This window comes from Roseovarius nitratireducens (genome assembly GCF_002925845.1).
GTDB lineage: Bacteria > Pseudomonadota > Alphaproteobacteria > Rhodobacterales > Rhodobacteraceae > Roseovarius > Roseovarius nitratireducens.
This window is the reverse complement of the sequence record NZ_PDNI01000062.1, coordinates 62,049-80,603: the sequence shown is the minus strand read 5'-3', so window position 1 is coordinate 80,603 and position 18,555 is coordinate 62,049. Positions and strand designations below refer to the sequence as shown.

The window sequence follows — 18,555 nt, the reverse complement described above, 5'->3', positions numbered from 1 at the left end:
GGCACCGATTTCATCAAGCGGCTGATCGGGCTTCCGGGCGACCGGATCCAGATGAAGGGCGGCGTGCTGCATCTCAACGGCGCGCCCGTGGAGATCGAGCCGGCGGGGGGATTCGTCGAGAAATTTACACCGCAGGGGCCGATGGGCATCCGCCCGCGCTGTGCCAATGGCGTCGTTGGGCTGGGCGCGGACTGTATCAAGGAGCGCTATATCGAGACCCTGCCCGGCGGGCGCAGCCACGCGATTCTCGACATCGGTCCGCAACGCGCCGACAATACAGGTGTGTTCACGGTGCCGGAGGGGCATTACTTTTTCATGGGCGACAACCGCGACAATTCCACCGATTCGCGCTTTCCCCAGACTGTGGGGGGCGTGGGCTTCGTGCCGTATGAAAACCTCATCGGACGTGCCAACCGGGTGATCTTTTCCTCGGCGGGGCGGTCGATGTTGTTTTTCTGGACCTGGCGCGGGGATCGCTTCTTCGAGGGGCTGGAGTGAAGCTTTCGGGCGAGATGCGGGATTTCTCGGCGCGGCTCGGGCATGATTTCGCCCGCCCCGCGCTTCTGATCGAGGCGCTCACCCATTCCTCGATTTCTTCGCCGGGTCGCACCGACAACCAGCGGCTGGAATTCCTCGGCGACCGGGTGCTGGGCCTCGTGATGGCCGAGGCCCTGCTGGAGGCGGATCGAGCCGCCGCCGAGGGCCAGCTTGCGCCGCGTTTCAACGCGCTTGTGCGCAAGGAGACCTGTGCGGCTGTGGCGCGCGAGGTCAACCTCGGAGAAGTGCTCAAGCTGGGCCGGTCCGAGATGCTCTCGGGTGGGCGACGCAAGGAGGCGCTGCTCGGTGACGCGATGGAGGCGGTGATCGCGGCGGTTTATGTCGATGGGGGCTACGAGGCCGCGCGTGACGTGGTCCTGCGCCTTTGGGGCGCGCGGATCGCGACCGTGGAGGCGGATGCGCGCGACCCCAAGACCAGCCTCCAGGAATGGGCGCAGGCGCGCGGGCTGACGCCGCCCGCTTATGTCGAGACGGGCCGCTCGGGCCCCGATCACGCGCCTAAATTCACTATCGAGGTTCGGCTTGCCACGGGCGAGAGCGCGGTGGCCACCGCCGGATCAAAACGGCAGGCCGAACAGGCGGCGGCGGGTGCCTTGCTGGCGCGATTGGAGACAGGAACATGACCACCACCCGCGCCGGATTCGTCGCGTTGATCGGAGAGCCCAATGCGGGCAAGTCCACGCTGCTCAATCGCATGGTGGGGGCCAAGGTCAGCATCGTCACCCACAAGGTGCAGACCACCCGCGCGCGTATCCGCGGTGTCGCGATGGAGGGTGACAGCCAGCTTGTGTTCGTGGATACGCCGGGTCTCTTTCAGCCGCGCCGCAGGCTCGACCGGGCGATGGTTGCCGCCGCGTGGGGGGGCGCGGCGGATGCCGATATCGTGGTGCTGCTGATCGAGGCGCATCGCGGGATTACCGAGGGCGTCGAGCGTATCCTCGAGGGGCTGAGCGAGATTGCCAAGGGCCGCAGAATTGCCCTTGCGATCAACAAGATAGATCGGGTCGAGGCCCCCGTCCTGCTGGCACTCACCAAGGATATGAATGACCGGTTCGCCTTTGAGCGGACGTTCCTGATCTCTGCCGAGAAGGGGCATGGCGTGGGTGATCTGCGCGCGTGGCTGGCGGGCGAGGTGCCCGAGGGGCCGTGGCTCTACCCCGAGGACCAGATCGCCGATCTGCCGATGCGGATGATCGCCGCAGAGATGACGCGGGAAAAGCTGACGCTGCGGCTGCACCAGGAATTGCCCTATCAATTGACCGTCGAGACCGAGCATTGGGAAGAGCGCGAGGACGGGTCGGCACGGGTGGATCAGGTGATCTACGTGATGCGCGACGGGCACAAGGGGATCGTTCTGGGCCATCGCGGCGAGACGATCAAGGCTGTCTCCAAGGCCGCGCGCGAGGAGCTCGAGGCGTTCATGGGGCGGCGTATCCACTTGTTCTTGCAGGTTAAAGTCCGGTCCGGCTGGATGGACGAGTCCGAGCGGTATTCCGAGATGGGGCTGAATTTCAAGGACGGGAACTGAGGGCCGTGGCCCGGCTGACCGCACGGTTCTGGATCGACGCCTATCTCGCGCGGTTGCGGCTGGCGGATATCCCCGCATTCGTGGTGGCGCATGGCGATGATACGGCTGGCGCGGTGCTGGTCAAGCTCAACACGTTGGATGGAAAAGCAAAGCTATTTCAAAGGACTATAGACCTCATGACGGGTGACAGGACGTGGGCTACCCTGGCCGAAGGGGGCGAGGCGGAGGTGGATGCGGCGGTTGCTCGGCAGCGGGGCTTCGATCCGGATCTGTGGGTGGTCGAGGTAGAGGACCGGGCGGGGCGGCACTTGCTCGACTCGGACGGTCTGGGGGGGTAGCATCCGACCATGGAGTGGCGCGATCAGGGCATATTGCTGGGTAGCCGACACCACGGGGAAACCTCTGTTATCATTGAAGTATTCACGCCGGAGCATGGGCGGCACGCGGGCGTGGTGCGGGGCGGGGCGTCGCGCAGGATGGCGCCGGTGCTGCAAACCGGCGCGCAAGTGGACGTGGAATGGCGCGCGCGGCTTGAGGATCACCTCGGGACGTTTCGGGTTGAGCCTTTGAAATCAAGAGCTTGGGTGATGGGGGATCGGCTCGCGCTGGCCGGGCTGAACGCGGTCTGCGCGCTGTTGCGCTTTACCCTGCCCGAGCGCGAGGCGCATGGAAAATTGTACCGTAAAACCCTGATTTTACTTGATTTTCTGGATCAGCCTGACATATGGCCGCTGGCCTATCTCAACTGGGAGATGGCGCTTCTGGAGGAAATGGGCTTTGGTCTTGACCTTCGGCGCTGTGCGGTGATGGGAGAAAAAGCCAATGATCTCAGCTACATATCTCCAAAGACCGGGCGCGCGGTGTCGCGGGCGGGGGCGGGGGACTGGGCCGACCGTTTGCTGCCGCTGCCGCCCTGCCTGCTGGGAGACGGCCCCGCGCCCGACACAGAAATCGTGCAAGGCCTTGATGTGACGGGACATTTCCTGCGCCATCACCTCGCGCCGCACCTCGGCGACAAGCCATTGCCCGATGCCCGCTCGCGGCTGGTCGAGCTGGTGACGGCGCGGGCGGGCGCGGGGTGAACCTGTAGGTTCAGGCGACGAACCGCAAGGTTCAAAGGGGCACCGTGCGGTGCCCCGCTCAGCGAACCGTGACGACGGTGCATTCGGCGTGGTTGTTGACCTTCTGCGCGACGCTTCCCGCGAGCAGCGAGCGGACGCGCCCGAGTCCGCGATGCCCCATGACGATCATGTCGGCCCCGGCCTTTTCGGCCATGTCGAGGATGCCGTCGGCGGGGTCATCATCGGCGGTCAGGGTGTCGACCTGCTTGGCCCCCGCAGCGCGGGCGCGGTCGGCGGCGCGGTTGACGATCTCGTCGCCCATGAGGGTGATCACGCGCACCATGTCCGAGGACGGTCGCGAGGTGGCGAAGAGATCGCCGCCGCCCGCGCCGCTGAGGATGTTGAAATCGACCTGCTGGGTCTTCTGGACCGATTCCACGATATGCTCGACCTCGGCCATGCGGGCGAGTTCGCGCGAGGGGCGGCCGAATTGCAGGACGTGGCCGACGGTGAGCGGCACGTCGAATTTGGCCGCGAGTTCGGCAGCGAGGTCGATGGCCTTGTTCGCGGTGTCCGATCCGTCGGTCGCGACGAGGATATGGGTCTTCATGGCTGGTTCCCTCCCGTTTGTGGTGCGGGGCCGGGCGTGTGATGCGCGACTCCTTGCGGGGAGAGCCTAGCCTGTCCGGGGGGCGGTGGCATTGATCGCGATCAAGGTGGGGGCGTTTGGCCCGGCTCAGCGCGCGCCCGCCCCTATTGCGCCGCGCGGAACACCATCTCGCGGCCCTCGTCGTTCGAAAGGATCAGTGTGTCGCCCGCGATCTCGGCCAGCGTCATGTTCTCGAGCGCGCGCAAGTAGCGGGTCTCGGCCTCGAGATCGGGGCAGGCGCGCCTTGTCGAGGTGATGCGCTCGGCAGAGAACCACGGGTAGGGCACGCTCTGTTGCCCCGAGTAGCGGTTGCACGGGGCCTCGCCGGCGAGCGTGCCCTCTTCGGGGAAGGTGAGCGTGGCGCGGGCGGCAAAGGGCGTGCCGTCGATGCTGCGCAGCGTCCATGTCGTGTCCTGCCCGCCGTGGCCCGACACCGTCTCGTCCTTGCAGTATCCAAGGAGCGACATGGCGATGATCAGGAGCGCGATGCGCATCGCGATCACCTCAGAGCCAGCACGAGATCGACCAGCGAGCCGATGGCATCGCGGTTGGCGTCCGGTGCGCCGAGCGCCTGCATCCCGATGGCCGCGCCGAGGATGATGCGCGCCATGTCCGGGTTGGCGATGCCGCAGGCAGAGAGCGCCGCGCCGAGGTGATCGAGGCGGCGGGCATCGGTCGCGGCCACGGCCTGCGCGGCCTGCGGTTCGGTGGCGGCCCAGGCGCGGATCGCCGGTTCGGCGGCCTGCGTGGCAGCCGGATCGGGTGCGGCGATGGCCTGTGCTGCCGCGCGCAGACGGGTGGCGGCGGGATCGTCGTCGGGGGTGTCGAGCGCGGCCTTGGCCGCCGCCTGCCAAAGAGCGAGCAACGCCCCTGAATAGGCAGGGACATCCGCGAAATGCCAGTAGAACGAGCCTTTGGTGGTGCCAAGGCGGCGCGCCAGCGGCTCGGCCCCGAGGGCCCTGGGGCCGCTCTCTGACAGGGCATCGAGCCCGGCGGTGAGCCAGTCGTCGGGCGTGAGGCGGGGGCGGCGCGCGGCGGTCATGCCTTTTTGCTTAAGCGGTGGGCAGGCACGCGGCAAGGGGCCAGATGGTCACGTCCCGCGCGTGCCGGTGTCACGAAAGCTTTGCACCGGTGTTGCACCGTTTTCGCATGGCGCGCCTAGAGAGCGCGCAGAAACCTTGGGGGTGACACGTGCTGACAATTGACGCGCTGACCAAAAGATTCGGCCCGAACACGGCGGTGGACGCGGTGAGCCTGTCGGTGGAGCGGCCCGCGATGATCGGGATCATCGGCCGCTCGGGGGCGGGAAAATCCACGTTCCTGCGGATGCTGAACCGGCTGACCGATGCCTCGTCGGGCAAGATCGTCGTCGAGGGGCGGGACGTGACGGCGCTGCGCGGTGCCGACAAGCGCGCCTGGCAGTCGCACTGCGCGATGATCTTTCAGCAGTTCAACCTCGTGCCGCGGATGGACGTGGTCAGCAACGTGCTGCACGGCACGCTCAACCGTCGCTCGACGCTGGCGACGATGTTCAACCTCTATCCCGAGGCCGACATTCACCGCGCCATCGGCATTCTCGACCGGCTCGGCATCGCCGAACATGCGCCGAAACGCGCCGAGGCGCTGAGCGGCGGGCAGCAGCAGCGGGTGGCGATCGCCCGCGCGCTGATGCAGGACCCGAAAATCATCCTCGCCGACGAGCCCATCGCCAGCCTCGACCCGATGAACGCGCAGATCGTGATGGACGCGCTGCGGCGGATTCACGAGGAGGACGGTCGCATGGTGATCGCCAACCTGCACACGCTCGATACCGCGCGGCGCTATTGCGACCGGGTGATCGGGATGCTGGCGGGCCGGGTGGTGTTCGACGGCACGCCCGAACAGCTCACCACCGGCGTGGCGCGCGACATCTACGGCGCCAGTGCGGGTTTCACCGAGGACGCCACATCGACCGCCATCGAAACGCTGGACCGTGGAGCGGCGCGCGCGCTGCGCGAGGCCGAGGCCGCGGTCTGACGCCCCCCTGGCCCGCCGGGGGGTGGCGGGCCGTACACCAAACCGGAGAGAGAGACATGACCAAACTGTTTGCCGCCATCGTGGCCACCACCGCCCTCGTCAGCCCCGCGCTGGCGCAGGACAAGATCGAGGAATTCCGCATCGGCGTGCTGGGCGGCGAGAACGCGCAGGACCGCATGACCTCGAACGAGTGCTACCGCGCCAAGGCCGAAGACCTGCTTGGCGTGCCGGTGAAGCTGTTCACGCCCGCCGATTACGACGGCGTGATCCAGGGCCTGCTGGGCGGGACCATCGACATGGCGTGGCTGGGCGCGTCGGCCTATGCCAAGACCTATCTGACCGACCCGGACGCCGTCGAGCCGGTCATGGTCAAGACCAACGTGGACAAGTCCTATGGCTATTACTCGGTGGGCTTTGCCCGCAAGGACAGCGGCATCACCTCGCTCGACGACATGAAGGGCAAGGTCTTTGCCTTTGGCGACCCCAACTCCACCTCTGGCTACCTGATCCCGTCGATCGAGATCCCTGTCGCAACAGGCGCCAGCATGGAATCGGGCGATTATTTCGGTGAGGTCAAGTTCGTGGGCGGCCATGAGCAGACCATCGTCGCGGTGGCCAATGGCGATGTGGATGCCGGTGTGACCTGGGCCGATGGCATGGGCGCATGGGAAGACGGCTATAACTCGGGTGCGCTGCGCAAGGCCAGCGATGCGGGCCTCGTGGACATGAACCAGATGGTGGAAATCTGGAAGTCGAAGCCGATCCCCGAAGGCCCCATCGTGCTGCGCAAGGAGCTGCCGGAGCGCGTCAAGCTGGACATCACCACGCTGACCGCGTCGCTGCCCTACATGGACGCCGATTGCGCCTATAACTTCATGGCCGGCGAGGCGCTGGGCTTCCAGCCGATCAACCACGACGCCTATATCTCGATCATCGAGGCGCGCAAATCCAAGATGTGAGCCCGTTGGGCTGACACCGGTCCGGGTCCGCCATGCGCGCGGGCCCGGTCGCATGTGACGGGGGCAGGGCATGAGCGATCTGACGGCAGGACAGGCGGGCGCGGCGCGGGTGGCGGATGTGCAGGGCGCCTACATGGCGATGACGCGGCGCAAGCGTGCCTATGGCTCGGTGATGCTGATCGTGTTCATCGCGCTGATGGTCTCGGGCTTTCGGGTGGCCGACGCGCGCAATGCGGGCGGGTTCTGGGACGGGATCGGCAATGTCTTTCAGTTCCCCGGCGAGGTGCTGAAGGAGGCGGGGCAGAAGATCGCCAACCTGCCGGGGCTGATGTGGACATTCCTGCCCTCGCTGATCGAGACGATCAATATCGCGGCGGCCGCGACGCTCTTGGGCGCGATGGGGGCGGTGGTGATTTCGCTGCTGGCCACACGCGGCTTGGCGAAATGGCCGCGGCTGGTGGGGCTGTTTCGCCGGGTGATGGACATCCTGCGCGCGGTGCCCGAGATCGTGATCGCGCTGGTGCTGATCTTCATCCTCGGTGGCGGGCCGGTGCCCGCGATGATCGCCATCGCGCTGCACACGGTGGGCGCGCTGGGCAAGCTGTTTTCCGAGGTGAACGAGAATGCCTCGCTGAAGCCGGTGGAGGGGCTGCATTCTGTCGGTGCCACATGGGGGCAGCGCATGTGGCTGGGCGTGATCCCGCAGGTGGCGCCGAATTACCTGAGCTATGCGCTCTTGCGCTTCGAGATCAACATCCGCGCCTCGGCGATCCTCGGTTTCGTGGGCTCGGGCGGGATCGGCTATGACCTCAAGAACGCGTTTAGCTGGGGGCAGGGGCGCTATGACGAGGTGGCGGCGATCTTCCTACTGCTGTTCGGCACGATCGTGTTCTTCGACCAGGTATCGAGCCGCTATCGCAACAAGCTGATCGGGGGGGCGTGACCATGACCGTGGCAAGCGAGGCAGGGTTCGACGCCTCCGGTTTCTTTCGGCGCAAGCGGTGGATGGCCTTTGGTCTCCCGGCGGTGATCCTCGCCTATTTCGTCTATATCTTCTTTGCCTTCGACATCCCCGGGCTGGCCGAGCGCGCGCGGATGGACAACGCGCGCATCCTTGTGGCCGACAGCTATAGCTACAAGACGCATGTGACGCGCGACAACCGGATGGGCGGTGTGACCATCGCGGTGGAGGGCGAGAACAAGGGCACATGGCCGGAAGGCACAAGCCCCGACTGGGTGACGCTGGAGAGCGAGGACCGCACGCGCGTGGGCCTCAGACACGGCCACGAGGTGGTGATCGACGGCAACACGATGCGCTATGACGTGCCGGGCTATGGCGTGATCGCGGCGGAGGTGTCGCGCAGCAAAGGCGTGGTGCTCGACCTGCCCACTGAGTCGGTGCCCGACTGGATCAGCGCGAGCAATAGCCGCGTGGACATCACCACCGAGGGCGGGCGGGTGACGCTGACACGCGCGCGCACCGAGGTGATGCGCTATCATTTCGGTTGGGAGCTGTTCTGGTTCACGCTGGACAGCCCCTTCTACGGTAAGAGCTTTGGCGAGTTGGCGGGGCTGGCCTTCTCCGGCGAGCGGGTGGTCGAGGGCAAGAGCAACATCGCCGCCATCACCCACGACATCTGGAACAACCGGATGTGGCAGCACAAGGACGTGATGTGGGCGATCTTCGAGACCGTCCTGATGGCCTTTCTCGGCACCATGGGGGCGGGGATCGTGGCGCTGCCGCTGGCCTTTGCCGCGGCGCGCAACTTCTCGCCGCTGATGGCGGTGCGGATGGGCGTGCGGCGGGTGTTCGATTTCGTACGCGGGGTCGATGCGCTGATTTGGACGATCATTCTCGCGCGCGCCTTCGGTCCCGGGCCGCTGACCGGGGCGCTGGCGATCCTGCTCACCGATACCGGCACCTTTGGCAAGCTGTTTTCCGAGGCGCTGGAGAACGTCGACAAGCGCGAGATCGAGGGGGTGCAATCGACGGGCGCGAAGCCGCTGCAGCGCTACCGTTTCGGCGTCATCCCGCAGATCACGCCGGTGCTGCTGAGCCAGCTTCTCTATTACCTCGAATCGAACACCCGCAGCGCCACCATCATCGGCGCGATCACCGGCGGCGGGATCGGGCTGTTGCTGACGCAGGCGATGATCACGCAAAAGGACTGGGAAGAGGTGAGCTATTACATCGTGCTCATTCTCATCATGGTGATGGTGATGGATACCGTCTCGGGCTGGTTGCGGCGGCGGCTCATCGCCTCGGATGACAGTGGCCATTGAGGCGGCGGATTTGGATATTTTTGGCAAGATGAACCTGGGTTCCGTGTTTCTTCTTGGCCAAAATACCCCCGCCGGAGGCATGAATCCTGGGGAGCGCGGATCGTGTCTGAGCTGGCCGAACGGATGATCGTGCTGGCGTGGTGGGACTGGGACCATGCGCGGCTGCGCGCGGCGCTGGGGGATTTCCGGGGTCTGACGGCGGAGGAGTTTCTGGACCGCCACGAGCAGGAATAGGGCGGCCACGGGGGCCGCCCTGTGCGTGCTGAAATCATGCCTAGTATGGGGACGTCGAATGCCACGCTGATAACGCGGGGCTGTGACAGGGGCATGACGCGGGGCCGGATTTTTCAGTCGTCGGTGACGGTGAGGGTCATCCGGTCGCCCGCGAACCACGTGCGCCCGTATTCGATGGGGGTGCCGTCGGGATCGACATTGACCGAGACGGTGCGCAGCAGCGGCGCGCCGGGGGCGAGGGCGAGGTGCAGCGCCTGTGTGGGGCTGGCGGCGGTCGCGGTAAGGCGGGTGGAGGCGCGGGTATAGTCGGGGATACCCGCCTCGGCGAGTGCCGCGGTGACCGAGTGCAGGCGGGCGAGCGCCTCGGGCAGGCCGGGCAGGCGCGCCGCCGGGAAGCAGGAGCGGAAGAGCGCCACCGGCACGCCGTCGGCCTGCGAGAGGCCGTCGCAGACATGCACCTGCGCGCCGGGGGCGAGGGCGAGGGCGGCGGCCTCGGCGGCGTCGGCGGTGCGGGTCTCGATGGCGAGGATATCCTTTGCGGGCAGCCTGCCGGCCGCGCGCAGCGCCTCGTGAAAGCGCACGCGGCGGCCCAACGGATACTCGGTCGGGCGGTGGGTGACGAAGGCGCCTGCGCCGCGCCGCGTGCGGATCGTGCCCGCCTCTGCCAGGGTGGCGAGGGCGCGGCGCACGGTGTGGCGGTTGACGCCGAAGCGGGCGGCGAGCGCGGCCTCGGTGGGCAGACGCGCGCCGGGGCCGTAGCGGCCCTGCGCGATGTCGTCCCTCAGGCTGTCATGGATGCTGCGCCACAGCGCGGTGGGTTTGTCTTTGGGCATGTCACGGAAGTTTCACGGGGTGCGGGCTTGTTGGCGGCCCGGGTTTGAGGTAATGATTTGTCTAGTTGTATAGGAATCTCGACAAATTCACAAGGTGTCTGTCATGGGCGAAAATTCCGAGCGCAAGGCGTGGATGGGGCTTCTGGCCCGCGCCCCTGCCGATGATCTGGACCGGCTGTGGCGTGCCACGGGGCTGGTGCCCGAACATGAACGGCTGCGCGCGCCCGAGGTGGGCGCGGTGATGGTGCGGGGCCGCGCGGGCGCGGAGGGCGCGGCGTTCAACCTCGGTGAAATGGTGGTGACGCGCTGCGCGGTGCGGCTGGGCGATGGCCGGGTCGGGCATGGCCATGTGCAGGGGCGCGGCAAGGCGCATGCCGAGCAGGCGGCGCTGATCGACGCGCTGATGCAGGGGGGTGAGGCGGTGCGCGTGCGCGAGGGCGTGCTCGACCCGCTGGCGCGTGCCGAGGCGGCGCGGCGGGACGAGCGGGCGGGCAAGGCGGCGGCGACGAAGGTGGATTTCTTTACGCTGGTGCGGGGAGAGGATTGATGGAGGCGGCAGCCCTTGGTGGCGGTTTTGGCGATGCGCCGGTGGATTCGGCGCGCGCGTTTCGCGCGGTGATGCGGGCGATGGCGCGGCCCGGCACGGTGGAGGCGGTGGCGGGGGCCGCGCCGCCCGCGCCCATGTCTGTCGCGGCGGGGGTGGCGGTGCTGGTGCTGTGCGACACGGGTACGCCGGTGCACCTGGCGGGCGGGCATGACACGCGCGCGCTGCGCGACTGGATCGGCTTTCACACCGGTGCGCCGGTGGTGGCGGATCGGGGTGCGGCGATGTTCGCGCTGGGGCGGTGGGAGGCGCTGTCGCCGCTCGATGGCTACGCGGTTGGTGAGCCGGAGTTTCCCGACCGGTCGGCCACGCTGATCGTCGAGATGGACCGGCTGGAGCCGTATGGTGCGCGGCTGACGGGGCCGGGAATCAAGGGGAGCGCGGCGCTGTCGCTGCCCGAGGTGGCGGCGTTTCAGGGTAACGCCGCGCGGTTTCCCCTGGGGCTGGATTTCCTGCTCTGCTGCGGCGACCGGCTGGCCGGGCTGCCGCGCAGCACACGCGTGGAGGCGGGCTGATGTACGTGGCGGTGAAAGGCGGCGAGAAGGCGATCGAGGCGGCGCATGGCTGGCTCGCCGAGGAGCGGCGGGGCGACCCACGGGTGGCGGAATTGAGCGTCGCGCAAATCCGGGGGCAGATGAGCCTGGCGGTGGGGCGGGTGATGGCCGAGGGATCGCTGTATGATCCCGACCTTGCCGCGCTGGCGATCAAGCAAGCGCGTGGGGATCTGATAGAGGCGATTTTCCTCATTCGGGCCTATCGCACGACGCTGCCGCGGTTCGGGGCGTCCGAGCCAGTGGAGACGGGCGCGATGCGCTGTGACCGGCGGATTTCGGCGGTGTTCAAGGACGCGCCGGGGGGGCAGGTGCTGGGCCCCACGTTTGATTACACGCACCGTTTGCTGGATTTCGCGCTGGCCGCCGAGGGGGAGGCGCCGGAGGCCGCGCGGGTGGAGGCGGCGGAAGAGGCGATGCCGCATATCATGGGCTACCTGGATCGCGAGGGCCTGATGGAGCGCGAGGCCGACGGCGCCGACGTGCCGCCGGACATGACGCGGGAGCCGATGGAATTGCCCGCGGACCGCGCGCTGCGGCTTCAGGCGCTGGCGCGGGGCGACGAGGGGTTTCTGCTGGGCCTCGCCTACTCGACGCAGCGCGGCTATGCGCGCAACCACGCCTTCGTGGCCGAGCTGCGCATCGGGGCGGTGGCGGTGGAGATGGAGATCCCCGAGCTGGGATTTGCCATCGAATTGGGCGAGGTGATGCTGACCGAGTGCGAGACGGTGAACCAGTTCACCGGGTCCAAGACCGAGCCGCCGCAGTTCACGCGCGGCTATGGGCTCGTCTTTGGCCAGACCGAGCGCAAGGCCATCGCCATGGCGCTGGTGGATCGCGCGTTGCGTTGGGGTGAGCTGGGCGAGGAAGACGAGGGCGCGCCCGCGCAGGACGAGGAATTCGTCCTGATGCATTGCGACAATATCCAGGCGACGGGGTTCCTGGAGCATATCAAGCTGCCGCATTACGTGGATTTCCAGAGCGAGCTGGAGCTGGTGCGAAAGTTGCGGGCCCAGGTCACGGCCGCACCGCAGGGGGCCGCGAAATGACCCGGCCCGCAAGCTCATTCCCCGGGCGTTTGCCCGTTCGCCGCGTCGTCGTGATTGGCACCGAAGCCCGAATTCGGAAACAGCTCCATGAGTATCTTCCCGATAAGCAGGGCGCTGAACAGCACGGCCAGCGCGATAGTCACCATTGTCATCATCATTTGTCCAATTCCTTCTATGCGTGTGCATGGGCGGCGGGTCTCTACCGGAGGAAGCAGGCAGCAAGATGTTGGAAAGGGACGTTTTCATGAAATTTGAAAGCGAAAATGTGACCGCCTACAACTTCGCCTATCTCGACGAGCAGACCAAGCGGATGATCCGGCGCGCGATCCTGAAGGCGCTGGCCATTCCCGGCTACCAGGTGCCGTTCGCCAGCCGAGAGATGCCGATGCCATACGGGTGGGGCACCGGGGGTGTGCAGGTCTCTGCCGCGTGCCTGATGCCCGAGGATACGCTCAAGGTGATCGACCAGGGGGCGGATGATACGACCAACGCGGTGTCGATCCGCAAGTTCTTTGAGAAGACGGCGGGGGTGGCCACCACCGAGGAGACAGCGCGCGCGAGCGTGATCCAGACGCGGCACCGCATCCCCGAGACGCCGCTCACCGACGAGCAGATCCTCGTCTACCAGGTGCCGATCCCCGAGCCGCTGCGGTTCCTGGAGCCGTCGGAGGTGGAGACGCGCAAGATGCATGCCCTGGAGGAATACGGGCTGATGCATGTGAAGCTCTACGAGGATATCAGCCGCCACGGGGCGATCGCCACCGCCTATGCCTACCCGGTGAAGGTGGCAGGGCGCTACGTGATGGACCCGTCGCCGATCCCGAAATTCGACAACCCGAAGCTGGGCGATTGCCCGGCGATCCAGATTTTCGGGGCGGGGCGCGAGCAGCGTATCTATGCGCTGCCGCCCTGGACGCAGGTGGTGAGCCTCGATTTCGAGGATCACCCGTTCGAGGCGAGCAAGGCAGAGGCGGATTGCGCGCTGTGCGGGGCCGGGGACAGCTATCTCGACGAGGTGATCGTGGATGACGAGGGCGGGCGGATGTTCGTCTGTTCCGACACCGATTATTGCCGCGCGCGGCGCGCGGCGGGGCATGTGGGGGCGCAGGGCGCGCCCGAGGGGGTGGCATGAATGCGCTCTTGCAGGTGCGCAAAGTCACGAAATCCTACGGGGACCGCGTGGGGTGCGCCGATGTGAGTTTCGATCTGTGGCCCGGCGAGGTCATGGGGGTCGTGGGCGAGAGCGGGTCCGGCAAATCGACGCTGCTGGCCTGTCTCTCGGGGCAGATGGCGCCGGACCGGGGCGCGGTGATCTATGACACGCGCGACCGGGGGCCGATGGATGTGCTGGCGATGTCGGAGCCGGAGCGGCGGATGCTGATGCGCACCGATTGGGCGCTGGTGCACCAGACCCCGCGCGACGGGCTGCGCATGGGGGTGAGCGCGGGGGGCAACGTGGGCGAGCGGCTGATGGCCGTGGGCGCGCGGCATTACGGCGATATCCGGGCGCGGGCGGTGGACTGGCTGGGCCGGGTGGAGATCGCGGCGGACCGGGTGGACGATCCGCCCTCGGCGTTTTCGGGCGGGATGCAGCAGCGGCTTCAGATCGCGCGCAACCTGGTGACGGGGCCGCGGCTGGTGTTCATGGACGAGCCGACCGGGGGCCTTGATGTGAGCGTGCAGGCGCGGCTTCTGGACCTTTTGCGGGGGTTGGTGCGGGAGATGGGCCTGTCGGCGGTGATCGTGACGCATGACCTGGCGGTGGTGCGGCTCTTGGCCGACCGGCTGATGGTGATGAAGGACGGCCGGGTGGTGGAGGCGGGGCTGACCGATCAGGTGCTCGACGATCCGCAGCATGGGTATACGCAGCTGCTGGTGTCAAGCGTGTTGCAGGTCTAGGACCGCGGCAGGCAAGACAGGAGGGCCGGAGAATGACCGATTACACTCACGAGGGCGGCGGGCTGCGGGCGGTGGCCTCGGGCGACGACACGCAGGGCGCGATCTGGACCGATCTCGAGGCACCGGACGTTCAGATGCTGGAACACCTGTCGGCGCGTGTCGGGGTGAGCCTGCCCACGCGCGAGGATCAGGACGAGATCGAACAATCCTCGCGGCTCTATCTCGACGGCGGCGTGCCGGTGATGACGGTTCTCCTGCCCGCGCGGTCGGAGGCAGGCGAGATGGAGGTCGGGCCGGTCTCTTTCGTGCTGCTGGCCGAGCGGCTCATCACGCTGCGCCACCACGCGCCGCGGCCGTTCACGAGCTTTCCTGGCAAGGCGGCGCGGGCGTCGCATGGCTGTGCCACGCCCGAGGCGGTGCTGATGGGGCTGGTCGAAGAGATCATCGACCGGCTCGCCGACATCACCGAGCAGACCGGGCACGAGATCGACGGGGTGGCGCGGCGTATCTTCGGCCCCGGCAACATGCGCACCGAGGATTACCGGGCCGCGATGCGCGAGATCGGGCGCGCAGAGGGGCACGTGATGCACCTGCGCGAGAGCCTCATGACGATGGAGCGGATGCTGGGCTTTCTCGGGCCGGTGATGGACGGGCGCAGGGCCGGCAAGCCGCTGCGCGGGCTGGTCAAGTCGCAATATCGCGACGCGCGCACCATCACCGAGCAGGCGGGATACCTGCAGCAGAAGATCACCTTCATGCTCGATGCCGCGCTGGGCCTCATCAATATCGAGCAGAACGCCATCATCAAGATTTTCTCGGTGGTGGCGGTGGCGTTCCTGCCGCCGACGCTGGTGGCGTCGAGCTATGGCATGAATTTCGTGCACATGCCCGAGCTGGAATGGGGCTTCGGTTATCCGATGGCGCTCGGGCTGATGGTGTTGTCGGCAGCGGTGCCGCTCTGGTTCTTCCGCAGGCGCGGCTGGCTGTGAAGGAGGTCGGGATGATCGAGGTCGAAGGTCTGGGCAAGCGGTTCGTCCTGCACAACCAGGGCGGGGCCGTGATCGAGGTGATGGCGGGGGCGCATCTGCGGGTGGGGCGTGGCGAGTGCGTGGCGCTGACCGGTGCCTCGGGCGCGGGCAAATCGACGCTGATGCGGATGATCCACGGCAACTACCGCGCTACCGAGGGACGGATCGAGGTAGCGGGGGTGGACGTGGCGGGCGCCGAGCCGCGCGAGATCATCAAGCTCAGGCGCGAGCGGCTGGGCCATGTCAGCCAGTTCCTGCGGGTGGTGCCGCGGGTGCCCGCGCGCGAGGTGGTGGCCGAGCCGCTGCTGGCGCTGGGCGTGGCGCGCGACCAAGCGTTGGGGCGGGCCGAGGCGCTGCTCAAGCGGCTCAACATCCCCGAGGCGCTGTGGGACTTGAGCCCGACGACCTTTTCGGGTGGCGAGCAGCAGCGGGTGAACATCGCGCGCGGGTTCGTGCATGACTTTCCGGTGCTGTTGCTGGACGAGCCGACGGCGAGCCTCGATCCCGGCAATCGCGAGGTGGTGCTGTCGCTCATCGAGGAGGCCAAGGCGCGCGGCGCGGCGATCCTGGGGATTTTCCACGACGCGGAGGCGCGGGCGCGGGTCTGTGACCGCGAGGTGGACGTGGGGGCGTTTACGCCCGCGCGCGGTGCGGCATGAGCCGGGGCTGCTTCATCGCCGTGGTGGGGCCGTCGGGCGTGGGCAAGGACACGCTGATGCGCGCGATGGTCGCCGCGCGGCCCGGGCTGCGCCGGGTGCGGCGGGTGATCACGCGGCCCGCCGATCCGGGCGGCGAGGGGCATGAGGCGGTGAGCGAGGCGGAATTCGCGACGCGGCTGAAGGAGGGGGGATTCGCGTTGCACTGGCGGGCGCACGGGCTGCGCTATGGCGTGCCGGTGGGGATCGGGCTCGACCTCGCGGGCGGGCGCGATCTGCTGGTCAACCTGTCGCGCGGGGCGCTGGCAGAGGCGCAGGGGCGGTTTCAGCCCTTTGCCGTGCTGCACCTGGTAGCCTCAGGCGAGGTGCTGGCGGCGCGGTTGGCGGAGCGGGGGCGCGAGGCGGGCGCGGAGATCGAGGAGCGGCTGGCGGGTGCTGTGCAGCCGCTGCCCGAAGGGGTGGGGCCGGTGGTGGAGCTGGATACCGATGCGCCACCCGAACGGCTGGCGCGGCGGGCGCTGGCCGGGATTTACGCGGTGAGGGCGTGACGATGGATCAGGTGAAAGCGGCCTTGTCGATCCTCGCCCATGAGCGAGAGCGCGTCGACCGGGAAGGGGAGCGGCAGGAGCGGCGCGAAGTGTTGCGTGAGCGTGGCGCGCAGGGCCGGCAATTCGGCCTTGGGGCGCTTGCCCGTGAGGGTGATGTGAAAACGGAAGCCCGCCATCACGTGCGGGTAGCCCCATTGTGCCAGGCGGGAGTCTTGCTCGGGGGTGAGCCCGCCTGCGCGGCGGCGGGTGATCTCGGCCTCGGTGAGGGGGGCGCGGAACGGCTCGAACGCGCGGACGCAGGCGGCGGCGAGGGTGTTGATGGCCGTCTCGTCGCCCTCGGGCAGGAGCGCGAGGAAGCGGCCCAAGGGCGCGATGGCGAGGCCGTCAAGCGTGACCGGCGCGGTGGCGGCGCAGAAGGCGGCGAAGGCGTCGCGCAAGGCCGCCTCGGTCGCGCCGGGGGCGAGGGTGAAGGGCGGCTTCATCGTGGCGTGCAGCCCGTACTTGCGGGGCGCGTCGGTGAGGTCGCTGACCGGCGCGGGCAGGTCGGGGATGTTGGGGTGGGGAACGGTGGTGCCGCGCACGGGATCCCAGCCGAGCCACGCCGCGCCGAAATCGGACAGGGGCCCCGGCGGGGGCGTGACATAGACGGCGTAGCGGGTGAAGGGCATGGGGCTTGTCATCGCTGGGCCGATCTCTTGCAGGAAAGCGTGACGGTGACATGACAGAAGAAACCATCCTCGCCAATGCCATGCTGGTGCTGCCCGACGAGGTGCGGCGCGGGTCGCTGTGCCTGCGGGACGGGCGGATCGCCGAGATCGGCGAGGGTGCGGGCGTGCCGCGGGGGGCGGTGGATTGCGGCGGTGATTACCTGGCGCCGGGGCTGGTGGAGTTGCACACCGACAACCTGGAACGGCATATCCAGCCGCGCCCGGGCGTGGACTGGCCGCACGAGGCGGCGATCCTTGCGCATGATGCCGAACTGGCCAGCGTGGGCATCACCACGGTGTTCGACGCGATGCGCGTGGGCTCGATCCCCACGGGGGTGGGGCGGTATGGTGCCTATGCGCGGGGGCTGGCCGACGAGCTGTGGGCGCTGCGGGCGGGCAACGCGTTGCGCATCAGCCATTTCCTGCACCTGCGCGCCGAGGTCTGTTCGGAGACGCTGGAGGCGGAGATGGAGGCCTTTGGCGCGCAGGACCGGGTGGGGATCGTGAGCCTGATGGACCACACGCCGGGGCAGCGGCAGTTTCGCGACATGGCCAAGCTTGAGACCTATGTGAAGGGCAAGCACGGGTTGGACGATGCGGGCTTTGCCGCGCATGTGGCGCAGCTCCGGGCGCTGCGCGAGGCACATGGCGACCGGCACGAGGCGGCGGCGGTGATGCATGCGGCGCGCTATGGCGCGGTGCTGGCAAGCCATGACGACACCACCGAGGAACAGGTGGCGGTATCAGAAGGCTATGGCATCCGGCTGGCCGAGTTTCCCACCACGGCAGAGGCGGCGCGGGCCTGCCACGCGCGCGGGATTGCCGTCATCATGGGCGCGCCCAACCTGATCCGGGGCGGATCGCATTCCGGCAACGTGGCGGCGCGGGAATTGGCGGAGGCGGGGCATCTGGATATCCTGTCGTCGGATTACGTGCCCTCGGCGCTGCTCTACGGTGCGGTGCGGCTGGGGGTGATGTGGGGTGACATGGCGCGGGGGCTGGCCACGGTGACCTCGGGTCCGGCGCGGGCCGCGGGGCTGGAGGACCGGGGGCGGATCGAGGCGGGAGCGCGCGCCGACCTGGTGTGGTTTGGGCTGCGCGGCGACGTGCCGGCGGTGCGCGCCGCGTGGTCGCAGGGGCGGCGCGTGGGGTGATCGGGGCGCGGCCCCGGCCCGGCCGCGAGAAGAGGGCAGCGCACGCTGGTGTGGGTGTTGTGAATGGCCTGTTCCTGCCATTCGGTTCTTGGACCCGGCGCGGAATCGAGGGCGAAGCCCGCCGCGCCATCGCCAGGCCGCCCCCCGGACTGGCGATTTGTCTAAGCTCGTGCACCGATTACAGGTTTTTCGGATTCAGCAGGCATAAAGCGCCCTGAAATTCCGTCGGATCGCCAGC

At 68.0% G+C, this 18,555-nt stretch carries 25 protein-coding genes; 19 read left to right on the top strand and 6 right to left on the bottom strand.

The window, feature by feature from the left end:
- The 5 genes from lepB to recO all read left to right on the top strand — a co-directional run.
- The coding region (gene lepB, locus CRJ03_RS12835) for a signal peptidase I (RefSeq protein ID WP_104019270.1) at nt 1-498 on the top strand (498 nt) is incomplete at its 5' end.
- Complete coding sequence (rnc, locus tag CRJ03_RS12830) at nt 495-1,181, top strand: ribonuclease III (RefSeq protein ID WP_104019269.1); 687 nt, start codon at nt 495-497, stop codon at nt 1,179-1,181. The genes lepB and rnc, both read left to right, overlap by 4 nt.
- Complete coding sequence (gene era / locus CRJ03_RS12825) at nt 1,178-2,086, top strand: GTPase Era (RefSeq protein WP_104019268.1); 909 nt, start codon at nt 1,178-1,180, stop codon at nt 2,084-2,086. Before rnc ends, era begins: the two co-directional genes overlap by 4 nt.
- A 5-nt stretch (nt 2,087-2,091) precedes the next feature.
- Nucleotides 2,092-2,424 (top strand): DUF1491 family protein, encoded by a 333-nt coding sequence (locus CRJ03_RS12820; RefSeq protein ID WP_104019267.1) that lies wholly within the window; start codon nt 2,092-2,094, stop codon nt 2,422-2,424.
- Nucleotides 2,425-2,433: 9 nt separating this feature from the next.
- Nucleotides 2,434-3,168, top strand: a complete 735-nt coding sequence (recO, locus tag CRJ03_RS12815) for a DNA repair protein RecO (RefSeq protein ID WP_104019266.1) — start codon at nt 2,434-2,436, stop codon at nt 3,166-3,168.
- 58 nt (nt 3,169-3,226) lie between these two features.
- Here recO and CRJ03_RS12810 read toward each other — a convergent pair whose 3' ends face one another.
- The 3 genes from CRJ03_RS12810 to CRJ03_RS12800 form a co-directional block, all read right to left on the bottom strand.
- Entirely contained in the window at nt 3,227-3,757 is a 531-nt protein-coding gene (locus tag CRJ03_RS12810) for a universal stress protein (RefSeq protein ID WP_104019265.1), read from the bottom strand.
- A 143-nt stretch (nt 3,758-3,900) separates the two neighbouring features.
- Complete coding sequence (locus tag CRJ03_RS12805) at nt 3,901-4,290, bottom strand: META domain-containing protein (protein WP_104019280.1); 390 nt, start codon at nt 4,288-4,290, stop codon at nt 3,901-3,903.
- Nucleotides 4,291-4,295: 5 nt separating this feature from the next.
- On the bottom strand, nt 4,296-4,838 hold the full coding sequence (locus CRJ03_RS12800) for a TetR/AcrR family transcriptional regulator (RefSeq protein WP_104019264.1): 543 nt from the start codon (nt 4,836-4,838) through the stop codon (nt 4,296-4,298).
- A gap of 149 nt (nt 4,839-4,987) precedes the next feature.
- On the opposite strand from CRJ03_RS12800, the gene phnC reads away from it, so the two are divergent.
- The 5 genes from phnC (at nt 4,988) to CRJ03_RS12775 (ending at nt 9,288) form a co-directional block, all read left to right on the top strand.
- Nucleotides 4,988-5,812 carry a phosphonate ABC transporter ATP-binding protein gene (gene phnC, locus CRJ03_RS12795; protein WP_104019263.1) on the top strand — a complete coding sequence of 275 codons (825 nt, stop codon included), beginning with the start codon at nt 4,988-4,990 and terminating at the stop codon, nt 5,810-5,812.
- A gap of 56 nt (nt 5,813-5,868) precedes the next feature.
- On the top strand, nt 5,869-6,771 hold the full coding sequence (gene phnD / locus CRJ03_RS12790; RefSeq protein ID WP_104019262.1) for a phosphonate ABC transporter substrate-binding protein: 903 nt from the start codon (nt 5,869-5,871) through the stop codon (nt 6,769-6,771).
- Between the two features lie 70 nt (nt 6,772-6,841).
- Complete coding sequence (gene phnE, locus CRJ03_RS12785) at nt 6,842-7,714, top strand: phosphonate ABC transporter, permease protein PhnE (protein ID WP_104019261.1); 873 nt, start codon at nt 6,842-6,844, stop codon at nt 7,712-7,714.
- Between the two features lie 2 nt (nt 7,715-7,716).
- Nucleotides 7,717-9,054 (top strand): phosphonate ABC transporter, permease protein PhnE, encoded by a 1,338-nt coding sequence (phnE, locus tag CRJ03_RS12780; RefSeq protein WP_104019260.1) that lies wholly within the window; start codon nt 7,717-7,719, stop codon nt 9,052-9,054.
- A 102-nt stretch (nt 9,055-9,156) separates the two neighbouring features.
- On the top strand, nt 9,157-9,288 hold the full coding sequence (locus CRJ03_RS12775; RefSeq protein ID WP_439126640.1) for a hypothetical protein: 132 nt from the start codon (nt 9,157-9,159) through the stop codon (nt 9,286-9,288).
- 113 nt (nt 9,289-9,401) lie between these two features.
- Here the strand turns inward: CRJ03_RS12775 and phnF are convergent, their stop codons facing one another.
- Nucleotides 9,402-10,121, bottom strand: a complete 720-nt coding sequence (phnF, locus tag CRJ03_RS12770; protein ID WP_104019259.1) for a phosphonate metabolism transcriptional regulator PhnF — start codon at nt 10,119-10,121, stop codon at nt 9,402-9,404.
- 103 nt (nt 10,122-10,224) lie between these two features.
- On the opposite strand from phnF, the gene phnG reads away from it, so the two are divergent.
- The 3 genes from phnG to CRJ03_RS12755 are packed head-to-tail and all read left to right on the top strand — an operon-like array spanning nt 10,225 to nt 12,325.
- Complete coding sequence (gene phnG, locus CRJ03_RS12765; RefSeq protein ID WP_104019258.1) at nt 10,225-10,668, top strand: phosphonate C-P lyase system protein PhnG; 444 nt, start codon at nt 10,225-10,227, stop codon at nt 10,666-10,668.
- The gene (gene phnH / locus CRJ03_RS12760; RefSeq protein ID WP_104019257.1) at nt 10,668-11,240 is read left to right on the top strand and encodes a phosphonate C-P lyase system protein PhnH; all 573 of its coding nucleotides are present in this window, start codon (nt 10,668-10,670) and stop codon (nt 11,238-11,240) included. The genes phnG and phnH overlap by 1 nt, the downstream gene beginning before the upstream one ends.
- Nucleotides 11,240-12,325 carry a carbon-phosphorus lyase complex subunit gene (locus tag CRJ03_RS12755; RefSeq protein WP_104019256.1) on the top strand — a complete coding sequence of 362 codons (1,086 nt, stop codon included), beginning with the start codon at nt 11,240-11,242 and terminating at the stop codon, nt 12,323-12,325. The genes phnH and CRJ03_RS12755 overlap by 1 nt, the downstream gene beginning before the upstream one ends.
- Before the next feature lie 14 nt (nt 12,326-12,339).
- On the opposite strand, the gene CRJ03_RS19930 is transcribed toward CRJ03_RS12755, so the two are convergent.
- On the bottom strand, nt 12,340-12,477 hold the full coding sequence (locus CRJ03_RS19930) for a hypothetical protein (RefSeq protein ID WP_165375312.1): 138 nt from the start codon (nt 12,475-12,477) through the stop codon (nt 12,340-12,342).
- Nucleotides 12,478-12,590: 113 nt separating this feature from the next.
- Between CRJ03_RS19930 and CRJ03_RS12750 the strand changes: the two genes are divergently transcribed.
- From CRJ03_RS12750 to phnN, 5 genes are read left to right on the top strand one after another with little or no spacing between them, the layout of a single operon-like run.
- Nucleotides 12,591-13,457 carry an alpha-D-ribose 1-methylphosphonate 5-phosphate C-P-lyase PhnJ gene (locus CRJ03_RS12750; RefSeq protein WP_104019279.1) on the top strand — a complete coding sequence of 289 codons (867 nt, stop codon included), beginning with the start codon at nt 12,591-12,593 and terminating at the stop codon, nt 13,455-13,457.
- Nucleotides 13,454-14,224, top strand: coding sequence for a phosphonate C-P lyase system protein PhnK (phnK, locus tag CRJ03_RS12745; RefSeq protein ID WP_104019255.1), 771 nt, complete (start codon nt 13,454-13,456; stop codon nt 14,222-14,224). The genes CRJ03_RS12750 and phnK overlap by 4 nt, the downstream gene beginning before the upstream one ends.
- Before the next feature lie 32 nt (nt 14,225-14,256).
- Nucleotides 14,257-15,213: a magnesium transporter CorA family protein gene (locus CRJ03_RS12740; protein WP_104019254.1), complete on the top strand. Its 957-nt coding sequence runs from the start codon at nt 14,257-14,259 to the stop codon at nt 15,211-15,213.
- An 11-nt stretch (nt 15,214-15,224) separates the two neighbouring features.
- On the top strand, nt 15,225-15,911 hold the full coding sequence (phnL, locus tag CRJ03_RS12735; RefSeq protein WP_104019253.1) for a phosphonate C-P lyase system protein PhnL: 687 nt from the start codon (nt 15,225-15,227) through the stop codon (nt 15,909-15,911).
- Nucleotides 15,908-16,456, top strand: coding sequence for a phosphonate metabolism protein/1,5-bisphosphokinase (PRPP-forming) PhnN (gene phnN, locus CRJ03_RS12730; RefSeq protein ID WP_104019252.1), 549 nt, complete (start codon nt 15,908-15,910; stop codon nt 16,454-16,456). The genes phnL and phnN overlap by 4 nt, the downstream gene beginning before the upstream one ends.
- On the opposite strand, the gene CRJ03_RS12725 is transcribed toward phnN, so the two are convergent.
- Nucleotides 16,438-17,124, bottom strand: a complete 687-nt coding sequence (locus CRJ03_RS12725; RefSeq protein ID WP_104019251.1) for a DUF1045 domain-containing protein — start codon at nt 17,122-17,124, stop codon at nt 16,438-16,440. The genes phnN and CRJ03_RS12725 overlap by 19 nt on opposite strands.
- 50 nt (nt 17,125-17,174) lie before the next feature.
- On the opposite strand from CRJ03_RS12725, the gene CRJ03_RS12720 reads away from it, so the two are divergent.
- Complete coding sequence (locus CRJ03_RS12720; RefSeq protein ID WP_104019250.1) at nt 17,175-18,317, top strand: alpha-D-ribose 1-methylphosphonate 5-triphosphate diphosphatase; 1,143 nt, start codon at nt 17,175-17,177, stop codon at nt 18,315-18,317.
- Nucleotides 18,318-18,555: the final 238 nt, after the last annotated feature.

What these genes read in the sequence shown, in the direction of transcription:
- phnD (WP_104019262.1), top strand. Translation starts at nt 5,869, where the DNA reads ATGACCAAACTGTTTGCCGCCATCGTGGCCACCACCGCCCTCGTCAGC.
- recO (WP_104019266.1), top strand. Translation starts at nt 2,434, where the DNA reads ATGGAGTGGCGCGATCAGGGCATATTGCTGGGTAGCCGACACCACGGG.
- CRJ03_RS12740 (WP_104019254.1), top strand. Translation starts at nt 14,257, where the DNA reads ATGACCGATTACACTCACGAGGGCGGCGGGCTGCGGGCGGTGGCCTCG.
- CRJ03_RS19930 (WP_165375312.1), bottom strand. Translation starts at nt 12,477, where the DNA reads ATGACAATGGTGACTATCGCGCTGGCCGTGCTGTTCAGCGCCCTGCTT.
- phnK (WP_104019255.1), top strand. Translation starts at nt 13,454, where the DNA reads ATGAATGCGCTCTTGCAGGTGCGCAAAGTCACGAAATCCTACGGGGAC.
- era (WP_104019268.1), top strand. Translation starts at nt 1,178, where the DNA reads ATGACCACCACCCGCGCCGGATTCGTCGCGTTGATCGGAGAGCCCAAT.
- phnG (WP_104019258.1), top strand. Translation starts at nt 10,225, where the DNA reads ATGGGCGAAAATTCCGAGCGCAAGGCGTGGATGGGGCTTCTGGCCCGC.
- CRJ03_RS12720 (WP_104019250.1), top strand. Translation starts at nt 17,175, where the DNA reads ATGACAGAAGAAACCATCCTCGCCAATGCCATGCTGGTGCTGCCCGAC.
- CRJ03_RS12805 (WP_104019280.1), bottom strand. Translation starts at nt 4,290, where the DNA reads ATGCGCATCGCGCTCCTGATCATCGCCATGTCGCTCCTTGGATACTGC.
- phnH (WP_104019257.1), top strand. Translation starts at nt 10,668, where the DNA reads ATGGAGGCGGCAGCCCTTGGTGGCGGTTTTGGCGATGCGCCGGTGGAT.
- CRJ03_RS12755 (WP_104019256.1), top strand. Translation starts at nt 11,240, where the DNA reads ATGTACGTGGCGGTGAAAGGCGGCGAGAAGGCGATCGAGGCGGCGCAT.
- phnE (WP_104019260.1), top strand. Translation starts at nt 7,717, where the DNA reads ATGACCGTGGCAAGCGAGGCAGGGTTCGACGCCTCCGGTTTCTTTCGG.
- phnN (WP_104019252.1), top strand. Translation starts at nt 15,908, where the DNA reads ATGAGCCGGGGCTGCTTCATCGCCGTGGTGGGGCCGTCGGGCGTGGGC.
- phnL (WP_104019253.1), top strand. Translation starts at nt 15,225, where the DNA reads ATGATCGAGGTCGAAGGTCTGGGCAAGCGGTTCGTCCTGCACAACCAG.
- CRJ03_RS12725 (WP_104019251.1), bottom strand. Translation starts at nt 17,124, where the DNA reads ATGCCCTTCACCCGCTACGCCGTCTATGTCACGCCCCCGCCGGGGCCC.
- phnE (WP_104019261.1), top strand. Translation starts at nt 6,842, where the DNA reads ATGAGCGATCTGACGGCAGGACAGGCGGGCGCGGCGCGGGTGGCGGAT.
- CRJ03_RS12800 (WP_104019264.1), bottom strand. Translation starts at nt 4,838, where the DNA reads ATGACCGCCGCGCGCCGCCCCCGCCTCACGCCCGACGACTGGCTCACC.
- CRJ03_RS12810 (WP_104019265.1), bottom strand. Translation starts at nt 3,757, where the DNA reads ATGAAGACCCATATCCTCGTCGCGACCGACGGATCGGACACCGCGAAC.
- phnF (WP_104019259.1), bottom strand. Translation starts at nt 10,121, where the DNA reads ATGCCCAAAGACAAACCCACCGCGCTGTGGCGCAGCATCCATGACAGC.